The organism is Candidatus Zixiibacteriota bacterium, assembly GCA_040752595.1.
GTDB lineage: Bacteria > Zixibacteria > MSB-5A5 > WJJR01 > WJJR01 > JACQFV01.
Genome location: JBFMGX010000014.1, coordinates 1 through 14,818 on the forward strand (window position 1 = coordinate 1; position 14,818 = coordinate 14,818).

Genomic DNA, 14,818 nt, shown 5'->3' on the forward strand with positions numbered 1-14,818 from the left:
ATATCCTGGCCCGCCAAATCCGCAAGGGCGCCCGTTGCATCCGCCGTCATCCCGACTTGCCCCGTGCCTTCCTCAAACACTCCGGCCTCTTTCTTTTGAACCTCATGTCACTGTATTATGCGAGACTCAATAGATGTATCCACGGTCGTGACATTTTCCCCGCAGCGGAACGCCGGCCCACCGGGCCGGCGTTGTGCTGTTGTCCCATGAATGGAAGTCGGTCGATGTGATTGGGTTATGGGCGCCCGTACTCCAGTGGCAGATGATCTCCGCGAGGGGGTTACAGCTCGCTCACGAAGGTCCCATCGCGCCGGAGGAAGAGCCCGACGACTTCCATTCCGATTCTGTCGCGAGAAAGGACAAACGTCCCCGTGACACCAACACCCGGCGGATTCCCACGAGTGCCGTCGGTAAGAGAAACATGTAGGGAAGAATCAGGTATCGCGACTCCGTCCTGACGGGAAAGAGAACCGCAGCGCTATAGACGGCATAGCCGATCAAAAGTGCGGGCAGGAACAGCGATCCCCGTCTGAGAGTGAAGACGCCTACGATTATCATGGCATAGAAAGTCAGCATCACCAATCGACCGATCTGAAACAGGACGGGGGCATCCCGTGCGGCACCACGAGTCCCCGGGATGAATGCCCAGGCAAAGCCGGCTTGGTGCAGGCATCGTCGCAAATAGCCGCCTAGGTCGGATCTGATGCGCGCCATTGCCGCCTGGCGGAACCGTTCACTGGGATCCCAATTGAACTGACACTCGTCCCTGACGATCGACTTGTAAGTCGCTGTAGCCATAACATCGGCTACGCCGCCCAAATGGAGGATGCCATAGAGCTCGGCATCGCTCATGTAGTACAGCAGCCCCCAGTTGGACACCATGGGGACGAAGCGATGAAAGAGGACGGCGTTCCGGACCAGCCACGGCGTGACAACGACAACGTGGATGACCAGGATCATCGCGGTTGGACGCAGGAACCGGCGAAAGGCAACCACGATCATCAGCAGAAGCGCCAGCGGCCAGAACAGGTTGGAGGCACGAACATATGCCGACAGGCCGTATGCCAAGCCGGCGATCAACGCCCAGCGCGTCCGCCGCGATTCCCAGAGCCGACACGTCGCGGAGATCCCCACCGCAGTCAGAAGGTAGAAGAGCGGTTCCGACATGAGGTTGTACACGAGCAGCGGCATTGGATTGCCGATCACGAGCACCGCAAGCAGCGCCAGGGCCCAGCCCGCTCCGACGACCCGAGAGGCCATGGCAGCGACCAGCAGGAAGGTCGCGAACAGAAAGAGCATCTGCAGATGCTGGAACCCTGTCGGGGAGCCGACTACGCGCAGGTAACAGGCGAGCAGGAAGGGGAAACCCGGCGGCTTGCCGACGACCGGGTTGGTGCCGTCGTAGGTGAAGCTCCCTGTTGATAGGAGGTTCCGCGCCATCTGCAAGTACTCGGAGCCATCGAACGTGATGATGAAATCCCAGCGTACGGCCCCGAGGACAAGGTGGATAATCAGCAGCAGCAAGACGGCGAGGATCCGCAGCCGTCTCTGTTTGGTGCCCGGCGGTCCCAGAAGGGGCGATGTCGAGTCAGTGGACGGGTGCGGACACATCCTGATCTACCGGTGGACGTACGAGTCTCAAGAGCCGCGTTGGGCGCCAGTCGGTGACTGTGGCAGACATAGGCGGACCAGCATTCCGAAGCACAACGAGGTCATCAGGCCGGCGATGGAATAGAAAGTGTGTGCTCCGAAGAAGAACGCCATGACAATCCCGCTAACCGGAATCCACAGTGACAGGATTGCTGCCGCATCCTCCACGGAGGAGCGGGCGCGGAACGCCTGATACCCAACCCGCAAGACGCGCAGGAACAACCACAGAATGACTGTGACGCCGATCAACCCGGTTTCCGACAGGTACGTGATCATGTCGTTGTGGGCTCCGAGACCGTGCGTGTAGAGCCCCATCGTTTCGAGCCTCCACTGGGGGAGAAGCTCGTCCAGATGTCGGACGGCGGCGAGTCCGGTGCCCAGAAGCGGCGAGGCGAGGAAGGCGTCCATTCCCATCTTCCAGAGAAAGAACCGCATGTTGAGCGACAATGACTCTCCGGCGAGGCTCTCGTACACACGTGATGTCGGCTGATCAAACAACGGGATGGCGCCCGACAGCAGGACCAATGCCACTACGAACGCCACGATTCCCAATGTCCGCAGTCGACGGCGAATGGCCGGAAAGCCATTGTTCCCCGCCCACTTCCAGAACACCCATGCGAGCAAGCCGATGCTCAGGGCCGTCTGCAGCCATGCGGCGCGGGCTTGGGAGGACAATTGGCCCATGAACAGGATCAGCAGGGCTGCGCCCCACGTGACGCGCGTCCGGGTATCGTCGACGATCAGGAAGAACACCGTGCCATAGCCGATCGCTACGGATAGAAACAGCGGGAAGAATGCTCCCAGTGGGCCGAACAGCCGGGCGGTGCCGCCGATGAGAATGAATCGAACGGCATTGTAGGCGGCCATCGCGGTCGTGATGATGAACATGCCGCGCAACAGCCGATGAACATCCCGTCTGTCCAGAGATGCCGTCACGGCGAGACTCAGCCCAAGAATCTGGGCATGCCTCATCCAGTTGACGACGCCCGCGTTCAGGAACTTGCTGCTGACCAGCGAGAGTGCGAAGACGCCGAGAACCGCAATGGTGGGTTTGGTCAACGGATTCACCTCTGACGGTTGCCTGTTGGCTGCCAGGTGGCCAACGGCAGCTCCTGCCAATATCAGGATGGCCACGATGTCCGCAGGGTAGACGCCGACTGCACCGGACAGCGGCACTCGTACATAGACTAGGACCACCAAGAAGTAGACTCCCAAGCGTGGAGAGAGAAACGCTATGGATGCGACCAACACCGCTGCCGGAGCCCACATCCACAGCGCCCCGAGCTGGATCGCCGCAATTGCCGCCACCATCTGGATGAGTCCCAGCGCGGCCAGCCACGGCCATACGGTGTCCCAGCTCCACGGTCGGTCATGCACAATCGCCGGTTCCATGAGTCGCATCGCTTGGTTCCGGCCAAACGAAGGTGGCCGATGGGGCAAGATAGTGGATCCGGGACCGGGCGCGCAGCAGAGAGTAGCACCCCGCCCGACGGTCGCCGTGCGGAAGAGTCCGGTTCAGGAAACCAGACGACGGATCTGATCGAGATCGCTGTCGGTCAGAGCACCGATCCAGCGGTTCTGCTCGCGTCCGTCGGGATCGTACAGGATCGTCGTGGGGATGACGCCGGTCAGGGAGAAGTGTTGAATCAGGTCATCGGTGGAACCGGAGAAGACGACAGTGGGATAGGACATCTGATACTTGGCGGCAAAATCGGTGACCTTGCGCACGGCCGCCGGCTCATCATTGGCGACCAGCAGGTCGAGCGAAATGCCGATCATGGTGAACGGCCGGTCCGTGAGCTTGCCTGCCAACCCCACCAGCGCCGGCGTCTCCGCCACACACGGTCGGCACCACGTTGCCCAGAGGTTCATCAACACCCAACGGCCGCGATGGGCGGTCAAGAGCGACTCGATCTGTGGGATGTCGCCGGTCTGAATGGCGGTCCCGTGTGCGGCCGGTGGCGTCGGCTCGGACTTGCGGGTACACGATCCGAAGAGAACTCCGACTAGAATCAAGGCAACCACTGCGCGCGATGCACGGCAAGGGGCTGAAGCCCCTTGTTTACCGTGTGAGACCAAACGGAGCGCTTTGGGGCACGGCGTGCCGTGCCCGTCGGGTGGGTGCTCTGCACCCACCGTTAGGGGGCTGAAAGCCCCCTGTCCGCGTACTTCGGTCGCAGAGATCGTCAAGGGGCTGAAGCCCCTTGTTTACCGTGTGAGAGCAAACGGAGTGCTTTCTGGGGGCACGGCGTGCCGTGCCCGTCGGGTGGGTGCTCGGCACCCACCGTCTGGGGGCTGAAAGCCCCCTGTCCGCAGGCCATTGCTCGGATGGTCTTCAAGGGGCTGAAGCCCCTTGTCCGCGAGTTGATCTGTGGAGGGCCGAGTGGGGGGTCATCACTTCCGTTTTCCCGGCTCCAAGACATCGGGGCGCCACTTGATCGAACAGCCGAACGCCACTGTTGTCGCGGTGGGGATCGGTTTGCCCGCCAAGAGGGCATCGAGGGCGTCGGTCAATTCGCGCTTCTTCACGGCACTCTCTTTGGCGGAATCGTCAATCCGTCCCCGATACACCAGGGTCTTGGTCGAATCAAAGAGGTAGATATGCGGCGTGACCCGGGGGCCGTACTTGAGGGCGATTCCCTGGGATTCATCATAGAGATAGGGGAAGTTGAACTTCTTCTCGGCGGCGCGCTCCTTCATCTTCGCGAAGGAATCGTCGGGATAGGCCTTGGCGTCATTGCAGGAGATGGCGGCCACGCCGATTCCCAATGGACGGTAGTGCCCGGCCAGCGCGATGATCCGGTCCTGATAAGCAATCGCATAGGGGCAATGGTTGCAGGTGAAGATCACCAATGTCCCCTTCGGGCCGACGACGTCCGCCAATGAGTATGTCTTGCCGTCGGTGGCGGGAAGCGAGAAGTCGGGCGCGGCCTTGCCGATTGCCAGTTCCTCGACTCCCGGGGGGGTCTTGTCGGCGGCGACAAACACCAGTGCGGCGCTCACGGCCAGGGCCGGGGCCGCCAGAATCCGTCGAGTGCTTCCTATCATGGTGCTTCTCCCTTTGTGTCCATGAGGGCACAGCCGGTGCACGCTGCGCCGAGCATCAGTCCACTTAGCAAGAACAGCGCCGGAGCGAAAGGACAAATGTGAGGATCAGGGCTTATTTGGTCCAGTTTGGCGTCGTCTGTCCGGTCCTCACCTCGTCTTAGCGTAATACCCCGTCAGGGGGTCGGATGTTTCGCTCGACCTTCTTGCTTCCGGCCCTGTATTTTCACCGCATGGGGTCATCCGACATGGGCGTGAAGGTCGCGGCAGGGCATCTGAGAGGTGTCGTTCTGGCGGGCGGGCTGGGGCGGCGGCTGGGGCCTCTGACCGCCATCACCAACAAACACCTCCTTCCGGTCTGGGACCGGCCGATGATCTTCTATCCGCTGCGTTCGCTGATCGAGGCGGGGATCAACGAGGTTCTGATCGTGACCGGCGGGCAGCGTCCCGGCGATTTCATGCGGCTTCTGGGGGATGGGCGCGAGTTCGGCTTCCGCCGCTTGTACTACACCTTCCAGAAGGGGGAAGGCGGAATCGCCGCGGCGCTGGCGCTGGCGGAGGATTTCGCATCGGGCGGTCCGGTCTGTGTCATCCTCGGGGACAACATTCTCCAGAAGAGTATACGTCCCGAGGTCGGCCGCTATGCCCGGCAGGAAAGCGGTGCTCGCATTCTGCTCAAGAAGGTCGATACACCGCAGCGCTTCGGTGTCGCGCGTTTCTCCGGGAAGCGACTGGTGGGGATTGTCGAGAAGCCAAAGCGGGCGCCGTCGCCGTATGCGGTGATCGGCGTGTACTTCTACGATAACACCGTGTTCGACATCATCCGGGGGCTGCGTCCGTCGCGTCGCGGCGAGTTGGAGATCACGGACGTGACGAACACCTATCTGGCGCGCGGCAATCTGACCTATGGCATCCTTCCCGGCTGGTGGAGCGATGCGGGGACCGTGGAATCACTGCATCGCGCCGCGACGCTGGCGGGGCGGACATGGTTCGGGCCGAGGGCGAAAGAAGAGTTCTGGCCGCCGTTTGACCGGTGGGTGAAGGGACGGGTGACAGGGCGATGATCCCAAACGCCGAGCACCGTCGCCCCATCCACGGCAGCGCCGTGCGGCCGCTGGTCGTGCATCCTGATGAGCGGGGGCGGCTCTTCGAGGTGCTGCGGTGCGATGATGCGGAGTTCCAACGGTTCGGGCAGGTCTATGTTACGACCGCGCATCCGGGGATCGTCAAAGGGTGGCATCGTCATACACGGCAGACCGACTTATTCTGTCTGATCGCCGGACGGGCGCGTTTTGTGCTGTATGATCCGCGCGGTGATTCGCCGACGCGGGGGCAGATTGATGTCATCGAGTGCGACGGTGAGCGGCCGCAATTGATTGTCATCCCGCCTCTGGTCTATCACGGGTTCAAGAACATCGGCGATGTCGAGGTTGTATGCCTGAATTGCCCCACGGAGCCGTACAATGCCGCCGATCCGGATGAGGAGCGGGTGGATCCGTTTGATAATGATATTCCGTATGATTGGGGGCGGGAGTAGTGCTCCGACGGGCCTGATTGGTATGAACGGACTTTCCCTCACCCGATCCGTTCTCCGGGCGGATCGACCTCTCCCGGAGGGAGAGGTTATGATCTCCCTCTCCCTCCGGGAGAGGGCTGGGGTGAGGGAGACGAGATTAGAAACAGCAGATTCCTCGCTTCGCCCGGAATGACAGGGGGGGTGGAGGGCGGTCGCGAAGGGCGCGAGATCCGGATTGTCGGCATGAACCTCCTCGTCACCGGCGGATGTGGGTTTCTGGGGTCGCACTTTGTGCGGCGGTGGCTCGTGGGTCATCCGGGCGACTCGGTCACCAATGTTGACTGTCTCACATATGCGGGTTCAGTAGACAATCTGGAAGAGGCGCAATCCGACCCGCGCTATCGACATGTGACGGTAGATGTGGCTGATCCGGCGGACCTGGGAGCGGCGTGGCCGCAGGCGGTCGACCTGGTTGTGCACTTTGCCGCTGAGACGCATGTGGACCGTTCGCTGGAAGAGGCGGGGCGGTTTGTGCGCACGAACGTGTTGGGGACACAGGTAGTCCTGGAGGTGGCGATGGCGCATGGGCGGCCGCCGGTCATCGTGATCTCCTCCGATGAAGTGTATGGGCCGACGCCCAAGGGGGCGATCTTCGGCACCGGTGAGCCGTTGCGCCCGACGAGTCCGTATGCGGCGAGCAAGGCGGCGGCGGACTGGATGGCGTTGGCGTATGCGCGTTCGTTTGAGATGGATGTGACGATCGTGCGTTCGGTGAATGTCTACGGACCGCGACAGTACCCGGAGAAGTTCATTCCTCTGTTTGCCACGCGCGCCCTGGCCGGCGATTCGATGCCGCTCTATGGTCACGGGCGGCAGCGGCGCTGCTGGCTCCATGTCGATGATTTCGTGGCCGGGCTGATGGCGATTCTGGCCGACGATGCCGCGCGGAAGTCGCGGCCGGTATGGCATCTGGGATCGCCTGATGAGATGGAGAACCGGCAGATTGCATCTGAGATCTGCCGTCTCTGCGACGCGGACCCGGCTCTGATCACGCCGGTTCCCGACCGTCCCGGTCACGATCAACGATACGCGTTGGATTTCTCGCAGACCAAGCGGGTCTTTGGTTGGGAACCGCGGGTGCCATTTGGCGAGGGGTTGCGTCGCACTGTTGATTGGATTCGGGATAACCAGGAATGGTGTCGTCACCGCACAGACTGGACACCGTCGTTCTTGCGGGAGAAGTGAGTTGGACTGGATACACAAGAGGGCGCACGGCCGTGCGCCCCTACAAGAGTTCCGTTTGCTGTGACGTCTTCGTTGCGACCATTGCGCCTTGCAGTGACCGGTGCCGGCGGGCTATTGGGTAGCGCGGTGGTCGAGACGGCCATGGCGCGCGGACATGTGGTGATTGCCGGCGTGCATCGGGTGCGACGGGCATGGCCGACGGACGTGCACGTGATTCCTTTGGATCTCACGCTGCCACGTTCCACAGAGAAATTCATCGAGCAGGCCCAAGCCGACTGGGTCGTGCACACAGCGGCAATGACCGACGTCGACCGCTGCGAGCAGGATCCTGCCGCGGCGATCATTCTCAATGTCGCGGGCACGCGATTCCTCGTCGAGGCGGTACGCACCGCGCCGACGCGCGTGGTCTATCTGTCGACGGATTATGTTTTCGATGGTGAACATGGGCCGTACGCTGAAGATGACCCGGTTGCTCCGATCAATGTCTACGGCCGGACCAAGTACCAGGGCGAAATGATAGTCGCGGAAGACAGTAATCGGCATGTCATCGTGCGCTCCGCCAGCTTCCTGGGGAGTGGAGGGCATGGTCGTCGCACGTTTGTTGACGCCATGGTCGAGAAGATGCGCCAGTCGCCGCCGCTGCGGGCGGCGGTCGATCAGTTCTCCAACATCACGCCGGTGGACTACCTCGCCGCGGCCATTGTGGAAGTCTGTGAACGTGGACTGGGAGGCATCTGGCACATCGCCGGGCGTGAAGTCATCTCGCGCTATGAACTGGCGCGACAGTTGGCCGTGCTATCGGGTTTGCCGGTGAATGTTGTCGAAGGTGTCGAGTACCTCGAACTTGGACGTCCCGCTGTACGACCACTGAGAGGTGGGCTGCGTGTGGACAAGGCCGCCGCGGCTCTCTCAACGACCACCCCCACATTGGCAGAATCGCTCACCGAGTGGAGAACGGCGGCCCATACGGACCTCCCGTGACCACACGCGCTTAGGGCGTCTCGCCAGTATCTCCCGGAAAAAAGTTCCTGACCGTTAGACTCCGCATTCCCTCGCACAACTGTTGCGGCGTCGAATCTGTCCACGCCGGTCGGCCGGAGACATCCGAACTCCCTCTTTGCCAAATGGTTACGGCTGTCGCGCCAGGCGGTCGCTGCGTTGGCACCGGGTTTGTGGTCGTTTCGATCCGCCGCTTTGGTCCGCATGGATGCGGAGAGGCGGCCCGGCCACCGATAAGAGTGGCAGGGAGAGGTCACAACGAAGGATCGGGCATGGAGCGCAGGGAAGAGAGTACCGGACTTTGGTTCTGGCTGTTTCTGATCATCGCCATCTTCGTGCTCTACTGTCTGATGATGCAGCGTCCGTACTGCCGGACGCTCGACGGTGTCAGGAGCGATCGCGCCACTCCGTGCGCGTGGAATCAACCCGATGGCCGACCGGCCCGATGAATCACTCACCGCGGTGGTACTGGCGGGTGGTCGCGGAACCCGCCTGCTGCCGTACACGACCTCCTTCCCCAAGCCATTGATGCCGGTCGGCGACCGGCCGATCCTGGAAATCCTGCTCGGGCAGTTGGCCGGACATGGGTTCGGCCATTTTGTTTTTGCGGTCGGGCATCTGGCGTCGCTGATCGAGGCATACTTTGGCGACGGCTCCCGCTGGGGTGTTCGAATCTCCTATTCCCATGAAGAATGGCCTTTGGGCACGGCGGCTCCGCTCAAAACGCTGGCCGACCGTCTGACGGAGGATTTCCTGGTCGTCAACGGCGATGTGCTCAGCGATCTCGATTTTGGTGCCTTCTTTCTGAACCATAGAATTAACACCCCGCGGCGCGTACTGACGATAGCGACGCATCCGCGCACGCTCGATTCCGAGTATGGGGTCCTGCAGGCGGGCGCCGACGGACGTGTCCTCGATTACCTCGAAAAGCCCTCGTATCCGCTCTGTGTCTCCGAGGGAATCTACGCCTTCCGGCGGGAGGCGCTGGATTGGATCCCGGCGGGGCAACGCTTCGACTTCCCGGAGTTGGTGACGGCATTGATTTGCGATGGCCAGCCGGTGTACACCCACGAGCACACCGGGCTGTGGCTGGACATCGGTCGACCTGATGATTATGCACGGGCACAGCAAATGACCGCGGAGAACCCGGAGCAGTTTGCCTTGCTGCGCGACGGCAGATCATCCGGGACACGGGAAGGGCCGGCGAGATGGCCGGCCACCCTCGCGGCGGCGTTACCGCACCGCTGACCGGCCACGGTTTGGGAGGGGGCAGCGATGAGTACGATCGAGACAGCACCGATCACCATCAACCGTCTGACTCCCTTCACAACCGATCCGGACTCGTCCGCGGTGGCCTCGTTGCGTCCCACGGGTCTGCCGTTGCGGGGACACGTGGCGTTGGTCTCCGGCGGGTCACAGGGGATCGGGCGCTGCGTCGCCATTGGTCTGGCGCAACAGGGCGCGACGGTCGCCGTGAACTACCACCGCTCTCCCGCCGGGGCGGAAACGGTCTGCGAGGTCATCGAGTCGTTCGGATCGCGCGCGCTGGCGATCGCCGCCGACGTGGGGGACGATGCGGCCTGCGCGGGCATGGTGACCAGGGTGTTCGATGAATTCGGCCAGATCGACATCCTTGTGCACAACGCGGGGATTCGCGACGATGTCCCGTTCCATCTCATGCACCGGCGGCAGTGGGAGGACGTGCTGCGGGTGCATCTGGGTGGTGCCTACAATCTCGCCCGTGCCGTGATCAATCCGATGCGGCAGCGGGGGTACGGCCGGATCGTCTTCGTCACCGAATCGCCCCAGCGGCACCAGAGCCGGGGTTTCGCCAATCTGCTGGCAGGGAAGGCGGCCCTGGTCGGGCTGGCGCGCAGCCTGGCTCTGGAAAACGCGCGTCAGGGGATCACGGTCAACTGCATTTGCCCCGGTATCATCGAGACCCGACGCCTACAGCGAGCGTCGAGCCGGGAACGACAAAGGCTCGAAACGGTCGTGCCGATGGGACGCATGGGGCGTCCCGAGGAAGTGGCGCATTTGGTGGCGTTCCTGGCGTCCGATCGGGCGGCGTACGTCACCGGGCAGGAATGGCACATCGACGGCGGGTTGTCGGCGTAGCCGGCACACGATCTGACATACGGGCATGCACAAGCCCCGCGAGGCCTTCGCTTCGCGGGGCTTGCGCATGGCACCCCGGCTGTGGAAATCTCAGAGGGCTCGCACGATCATACCGGCGGGTGCGGCCAGACGGGGTTTGATCCGATCGAGATCATCACGCGTGTCGACGTCGACGAGGACCTCATCGGAGTCGATCGGAACCTCGCGCACATCTTTGGGGAACGCGTCGGCCACGGCGTGGGTGCTGATGTCGCCGCGCAGCCCGAGAAAGAACTCGAGGTACTTCATGTCGACGATCAGGGGGTGGCCGCGGCGTTGATCATGTACAGGCACCACAATCCCCTTGCGTCCGCGTTTGTATTCACGGATGAGCCGATCGATCGTCTCGGTCGTGACGAGCGGCATGTCACCGAGCGCCAGCATCACCGCTTGGGATCGCGAAGCCACATACGCCAGCCCGCGCTGGATCGAGGAGGCCAACCCGAGACGGAACTGGCCGTTGATCACGACCTTGAGCCCGCCGAGGTTGAGGCGCTGGACCATGCGACGGGCCTCGTGACCGAGCACGACGATCAGATCGTCGAGCGCGGCTGAACGGCAGCGCGAAACGACAGTCTCCAACATGGACGCCTGCTCCTGTACGAGCAGTGGTTTGGCGCCGCCCAAGTGTTTGGCTTGGCCGGCTGCCAGGATCATACCGGCAACCATACTCTATCCCCCCGCACGAAGGCCGACGGCCTTCGCCAATGCGATGCGCTCAGTTACGGGGAGTGGTAGCGGCCAGGCAAGAACAAAAAACGCCCCGGGCGTGGATCGGGGTCGGATTTCAGCGTCCGGCAGTGGCGGCGAGCGACGGATGCATGGGGGAGGCGGCTTCGAGTTCAGCGCCAGATACCCGATGGCCAATCCAGAGGGCCTGGATATCGGCGTACAGTGCCTGTGCCACAGCCCGATGATTGAAACGCTCCCGAACGAAGCGCATCCCTTCGGCATGGATCGGGTAGAGGGTGTCCGGGTCGGCCAGGTATGATGCCAGCTTCCCCAAGAAGTCGGCGAGATCGGATTCCCGATAGGTGATGCAATGGACGCCGCCAAAGAACCCCAGATCGCGATAGCAGGGATGGTCGGGGCAAATCATGACTCCCCCGGTCGCCGTACCGCTGAACGCGACGGGAGGGGGATAATGCAGCCCCGATTCCAGCGGGGCAAACAAGCGGTAGCCATTGGCCAACTCGTCGCGGCCGCCGCCGGCGTCGGTCGGGAGACTGCCCTGCAACGGCACATCCAGCCAGTTCCGCAGCTCGGCGGTCGGGGCGGCAAGTCGCTGGGAGAAGTCACTCCGACGGGTCTCGGCCGCGGGGCCATCGGTCGAAAGAGAATGCGCGCGTTGCCATTGATTCTGGTCGGACGTGGGATCGTCGGTGCCGATGGCGACGCACTTGTTCTTGCGAACGGCGAATGGCACGATGTCTGAGTGTCGGGGATGAAAGCCGACGGGGACGCCGATCACTCGCCCGGTGAACTCCGGGAAGGCGGCACGGAAGGCGGGATCGTAGCGGTCATGGGCGGCACACGCCATCAAGAAGTCGACCCGCCCTTCGACCAGCGCCTCGTGGACTTGCACGCAGTCTCGCATGCCGTCCATAATGTGATAGATCTTGAGCCCGGCGAATCGGCGCACCGGTTCGTGCGGGGGGATGTGCGGGAATCCATTGAAGCACAGCAAGACATCGGCCTCGCGGTTGAGGACCGAGACCGAGTGAGTCACTTCGAAATCGTCAGCGGATAGGTGCTTGGCTTCGAGGAAGCGCGACAGCAACGGTCGGTCTTCGGCGCGCGACAGGAAGAGCAGCGGCTTGTACAGGCGCAGAAACTCGACGCCATAGTCGTGCGTCTGACGTGAATCGGTCAGGTATATCCAGTGCGGATTCTGGACGGCGAGCTTCATGGCCGGGTCCGTGGCTTGCACCGGGCCGGCGGGGGTTCGTCCGAGGGCGCCGTTCCGCCGCCGAAGAACCAGACGGACGCGACTGGTTCACGGATGCGATCGACGAACACCGAGTATCCGGTTGGACAGGTCGCTCCGGGTCCGCGCTTCCGTGATTGTCGAGGGCGCCTGGTCCCGGGGGCTCGTGCCGGCCGGCGTCGGTCGGCGGCGATGGTCGAGTTCGTCTTCATGTCTCAGTTCCTGGACGAGTCGGGTGCCGTCCGCATCGCGGAACTACGAGGGAGGGATCGTGCTGCGACCCCTCCCCGTGTGGTTGTCGGACCGGTCTTACCCGTTGAAGTTCGGCGTCGGATTGTCGTTGGTGAAATCCAGCGTGCCGTGCAACACGATGCGATACTCGCCCGTGGTGGGGTTGATCGAATCGACTTTGCAACGGCACGTGGAGGAATTGAACAGCACCTCGGAGATCTTCCACTGCAAGCGCGACGGCGAGGTGGGGGTCTTCTCCACGGAGTGGATGTCGTTGATGGTCCAGTTGACTGGCATGTCTTTCTCCTCTACCGGGTCCTTCACCTTGTGGGGTCGGGCACACGGCTGTTGTGGCGCGGCTCAATAGCCGGGGCCGTACCAGTAGTTCGAGTTGTCCATGTCGAGCGTCCCCTGCAACACGATGCGGTACTCGCCGGTCTCCGGGTTGCACGACTCGACCTTCGCCCGGGTGTTCACCGAGCAATACACCAGACTGGAAATGCCGCCCTGCAACTGCTTCGGCGATGTCGGGCACTTCTCCAGCGTCCGGAAGTCGTTAAACGTGAACTTGGTCATTTTGTCACCTCCTTCGTCAGCGTTTGGCGTGAGTGGGTGCGGATTACCCCCGCTCCGGCTCGGCCGGTCCTTCGACGGTCAGACTTGGCCGTCCGGCCCGGCAGTTCAAAAGCAGGCGGTAGTGTGTTGTCGGTATGGATGGCTCCTCCGCGCCGGGGGACGGTTGCTCGACACGCACCGCCCGGCGGGTCGTCTTCACGGTCTTGCGCGTGTGCACGCGGATGAGAGGTTCAATGATGGTGTCCATTACCATTCCCCTCCCCATTGTCCAGAAACCCGAAAGCCCCCAGCCCCGCGAAGGCCCATTTCCCCCGCGGCGGGGACCAGGACATCCAGCGTGCCAGCTCGATGCCGTCGCGGGGATCGGTCCGTGTCTCGCTCAACAAACGCGCCGATTGCACCAGGTCGCGGTAACGCCCCGATAGTCGCGGTTTGACGAACATGGCCCCCACGAGATAGGCGGCGAAATTGGCTGCAAATCCCCCCACGCGGGGGTCGACGCACTCCACAAACAGATCGAAGCGATTCTCCGGCACCCTGTGGCCGCAGGTGATCCCCGAGCACAGGCGCATCCCCGACACGGCGCATTGCAGGTCGACGATCACGTGCTCGACCAGGTGCGCCACGTCCGCCACCTCGCCGACCCACTTGAGCGCCACGCCCTGTTGCGTGTGGAGAAACAGCGGCGTGTTCTCCCATTGCTCGCAGCAGGAGTGACGGGAGAGCGTGGGGAACAGTCCGGCCAAGGCCTGATAGATCGTGAGAAAGCCGTTGGTGCGGGGCGGGTCGTACCCCTCCACGTCGAGCGTGACGACGAGATGCCGCCGCTCGGGGCGAAAATTGTGATTGAGCATCCGTATCTGCGGAACACGGGCGTACTGGATGCGTCGAATCAGCATCATGACAAAAGATGTCGCACATTGTGACGGTTGCCAATGAAGCCGCGCGGCGGTAGCACCCACCGCACACCAACTGTATCGTCGTCCGTCCGGCCCGGCTTTAATCCGGCACTCCCACTCGGGAGCAGATTCCCCGTTTTCCGGTGCTGAATCACCGTCCGTGCCCGCCGGACCGGAGCGCTATGGGACGAATCCCATACTTCCGGATGCGGCCGGTCTTGTGCCGCGTGGGGGCTCCCTGGAACTTGGGCATACAGCAATGCGCCAGCGGACAAAGCCCGCTCTGGCAGGTTGCTGAAAAAGGGCAACCTTTGTCATTCCGAGTCCCGCCGCTCTTTGGCGGGGCGAGGAATCTGCTTTCCTCCCATCGGAGAAACAGCAGATCCCTCGCTTCGCTCGGGATGACAAATGGGCGCAAAGGACCACTCCCATGTGCTTTTCAGCAACCCGTTAGGAAAGCGAGGTCGGCCACCGACGCAGGCGGGCTTCCCTCGGCTTCGCTCGGGACATGCCGCTCGCCGCCCGATCCCCGAGGTCTGGGTGGCACGCGGGCGGAAATCGCGTATCTTGCCA

General features: G+C 62.7%; 18 protein-coding genes. 8 read left to right on the forward strand and 10 right to left on the reverse strand.

What is annotated here, in order from left to right; genetic code table 11:
- Window positions 1-230: hypothetical protein (locus AB1792_04670; protein MEW5701505.1), on the forward strand; the 230-nt coding region annotated here is incomplete at its 5' end.
- A 61-nt stretch (window positions 231-291) separates the two neighbouring features.
- Here AB1792_04670 and AB1792_04675 read toward each other — a convergent pair.
- The 4 genes from AB1792_04675 to AB1792_04690 form a co-directional block, all read right to left on the reverse strand.
- Window positions 292-1,611 carry a hypothetical protein gene (locus AB1792_04675; GenBank protein ID MEW5701506.1) on the reverse strand — a complete coding sequence of 440 codons (1,320 nt, stop codon included), beginning with the start codon at window positions 1,609-1,611 and terminating at the stop codon, window positions 292-294.
- Window positions 1,612-1,638: 27 nt separating this feature from the next.
- Window positions 1,639-3,051, reverse strand: a complete 1,413-nt coding sequence (locus AB1792_04680; GenBank protein ID MEW5701507.1) for an O-antigen ligase family protein — start codon at window positions 3,049-3,051, stop codon at window positions 1,639-1,641.
- Between the two features lie 114 nt (window positions 3,052-3,165).
- Entirely contained in the window at window positions 3,166-3,666 is a 501-nt protein-coding gene (locus tag AB1792_04685) for a TlpA family protein disulfide reductase (GenBank protein MEW5701508.1), read from the reverse strand.
- 378 nt (window positions 3,667-4,044) lie between these two features.
- Window positions 4,045-4,698, reverse strand: a complete 654-nt coding sequence (locus AB1792_04690; protein ID MEW5701509.1) for a thioredoxin family protein — start codon at window positions 4,696-4,698, stop codon at window positions 4,045-4,047.
- 185 nt (window positions 4,699-4,883) lie between these two features.
- Here AB1792_04690 and AB1792_04695 point away from each other — a divergent pair, with 185 nt between their 5' ends.
- From AB1792_04695 to AB1792_04725, 7 genes are all read left to right on the forward strand, one after another.
- Window positions 4,884-5,759, forward strand: a complete 876-nt coding sequence (locus tag AB1792_04695) for a sugar phosphate nucleotidyltransferase (GenBank protein ID MEW5701510.1) — start codon at window positions 4,884-4,886, stop codon at window positions 5,757-5,759.
- Window positions 5,756-6,232 carry a dTDP-4-dehydrorhamnose 3,5-epimerase family protein gene (locus AB1792_04700; GenBank protein ID MEW5701511.1) on the forward strand — a complete coding sequence of 159 codons (477 nt, stop codon included), beginning with the start codon at window positions 5,756-5,758 and terminating at the stop codon, window positions 6,230-6,232. Before AB1792_04695 ends, AB1792_04700 begins: the two co-directional genes overlap by 4 nt.
- 222 nt (window positions 6,233-6,454) lie before the next feature.
- Window positions 6,455-7,456: a dTDP-glucose 4,6-dehydratase gene (locus AB1792_04705; protein ID MEW5701512.1), complete on the forward strand. Its 1,002-nt coding sequence runs from the start codon at window positions 6,455-6,457 to the stop codon at window positions 7,454-7,456.
- A gap of 93 nt (window positions 7,457-7,549) precedes the next feature.
- Window positions 7,550-8,437: an SDR family oxidoreductase gene (locus AB1792_04710; protein MEW5701513.1), complete on the forward strand. Its 888-nt coding sequence runs from the start codon at window positions 7,550-7,552 to the stop codon at window positions 8,435-8,437.
- 290 nt (window positions 8,438-8,727) lie between these two features.
- A complete protein-coding gene (locus AB1792_04715) occupies window positions 8,728-8,904 on the forward strand; it encodes a hypothetical protein (protein MEW5701514.1) in 177 nt (58 codons plus the stop codon).
- Window positions 8,885-9,703, forward strand: a complete 819-nt coding sequence (locus tag AB1792_04720) for a sugar phosphate nucleotidyltransferase (GenBank protein MEW5701515.1) — start codon at window positions 8,885-8,887, stop codon at window positions 9,701-9,703. The genes AB1792_04715 and AB1792_04720 overlap by 20 nt, the downstream gene beginning before the upstream one ends.
- Before the next feature lie 27 nt (window positions 9,704-9,730).
- Entirely contained in the window at window positions 9,731-10,573 is an 843-nt protein-coding gene (locus tag AB1792_04725; protein ID MEW5701516.1) for an SDR family NAD(P)-dependent oxidoreductase, read from the forward strand.
- 90 nt (window positions 10,574-10,663) lie between these two features.
- Here AB1792_04725 and AB1792_04730 read toward each other — a convergent pair whose 3' ends face one another.
- From AB1792_04730 to AB1792_04755, 6 genes are all read right to left on the reverse strand, one after another.
- Window positions 10,664-11,281 (reverse strand): nucleotidyltransferase family protein, encoded by a 618-nt coding sequence (locus AB1792_04730; protein ID MEW5701517.1) that lies wholly within the window; start codon window positions 11,279-11,281, stop codon window positions 10,664-10,666.
- A gap of 118 nt (window positions 11,282-11,399) precedes the next feature.
- Window positions 11,400-12,521, reverse strand: a complete 1,122-nt coding sequence (locus AB1792_04735) for a glycosyltransferase (protein MEW5701518.1) — start codon at window positions 12,519-12,521, stop codon at window positions 11,400-11,402.
- 327 nt (window positions 12,522-12,848) lie between these two features.
- Complete coding sequence (locus AB1792_04740) at window positions 12,849-13,067, reverse strand: hypothetical protein (protein ID MEW5701519.1); 219 nt, start codon at window positions 13,065-13,067, stop codon at window positions 12,849-12,851.
- Window positions 13,068-13,130: 63 nt separating this feature from the next.
- Window positions 13,131-13,346 carry a hypothetical protein gene (locus AB1792_04745; protein MEW5701520.1) on the reverse strand — a complete coding sequence of 72 codons (216 nt, stop codon included), beginning with the start codon at window positions 13,344-13,346 and terminating at the stop codon, window positions 13,131-13,133.
- A 43-nt stretch (window positions 13,347-13,389) separates the two neighbouring features.
- Window positions 13,390-13,593, reverse strand: coding sequence for a hypothetical protein (locus AB1792_04750; GenBank protein ID MEW5701521.1), 204 nt, complete (start codon window positions 13,591-13,593; stop codon window positions 13,390-13,392).
- Window positions 13,577-14,248 (reverse strand): hypothetical protein, encoded by a 672-nt coding sequence (locus AB1792_04755; protein ID MEW5701522.1) that lies wholly within the window; start codon window positions 14,246-14,248, stop codon window positions 13,577-13,579. Before AB1792_04755 ends, AB1792_04750 begins: the two co-directional genes overlap by 17 nt.
- Window positions 14,249-14,818 lie beyond the last annotated feature (570 nt).

Bases quoted from the DNA above. Each gene is read 5' to 3' on its own strand.
- AB1792_04675 (MEW5701506.1), bottom strand. From the start codon at position 1,611: ATGTGTCCGCACCCGTCCACTGACTCGACATCGCCCCTTCTGGGACCG.
- AB1792_04690 (MEW5701509.1), bottom strand. From the start codon at position 4,698: ATGATAGGAAGCACTCGACGGATTCTGGCGGCCCCGGCCCTGGCCGTG.
- AB1792_04705 (MEW5701512.1), top strand. From the start codon at position 6,455: ATGAACCTCCTCGTCACCGGCGGATGTGGGTTTCTGGGGTCGCACTTT.
- AB1792_04715 (MEW5701514.1), top strand. From the start codon at position 8,728: ATGGAGCGCAGGGAAGAGAGTACCGGACTTTGGTTCTGGCTGTTTCTG.
- AB1792_04700 (MEW5701511.1), top strand. From the start codon at position 5,756: ATGATCCCAAACGCCGAGCACCGTCGCCCCATCCACGGCAGCGCCGTG.
- AB1792_04745 (MEW5701520.1), bottom strand. From the start codon at position 13,346: ATGACCAAGTTCACGTTTAACGACTTCCGGACGCTGGAGAAGTGCCCG.
- AB1792_04755 (MEW5701522.1), bottom strand. From the start codon at position 14,248: ATGATGCTGATTCGACGCATCCAGTACGCCCGTGTTCCGCAGATACGG.
- AB1792_04730 (MEW5701517.1), bottom strand. From the start codon at position 11,281: ATGGTTGCCGGTATGATCCTGGCAGCCGGCCAAGCCAAACACTTGGGC.
- AB1792_04750 (MEW5701521.1), bottom strand. From the start codon at position 13,593: ATGGACACCATCATTGAACCTCTCATCCGCGTGCACACGCGCAAGACC.
- AB1792_04680 (MEW5701507.1), bottom strand. From the start codon at position 3,051: ATGCGACTCATGGAACCGGCGATTGTGCATGACCGACCGTGGAGCTGG.
- AB1792_04740 (MEW5701519.1), bottom strand. From the start codon at position 13,067: ATGCCAGTCAACTGGACCATCAACGACATCCACTCCGTGGAGAAGACC.
- AB1792_04735 (MEW5701518.1), bottom strand. From the start codon at position 12,521: ATGAAGCTCGCCGTCCAGAATCCGCACTGGATATACCTGACCGATTCA.
- AB1792_04725 (MEW5701516.1), top strand. From the start codon at position 9,731: ATGAGTACGATCGAGACAGCACCGATCACCATCAACCGTCTGACTCCC.
- AB1792_04720 (MEW5701515.1), top strand. From the start codon at position 8,885: ATGGCCGACCGGCCCGATGAATCACTCACCGCGGTGGTACTGGCGGGT.
- AB1792_04695 (MEW5701510.1), top strand. From the start codon at position 4,884: ATGTTTCGCTCGACCTTCTTGCTTCCGGCCCTGTATTTTCACCGCATG.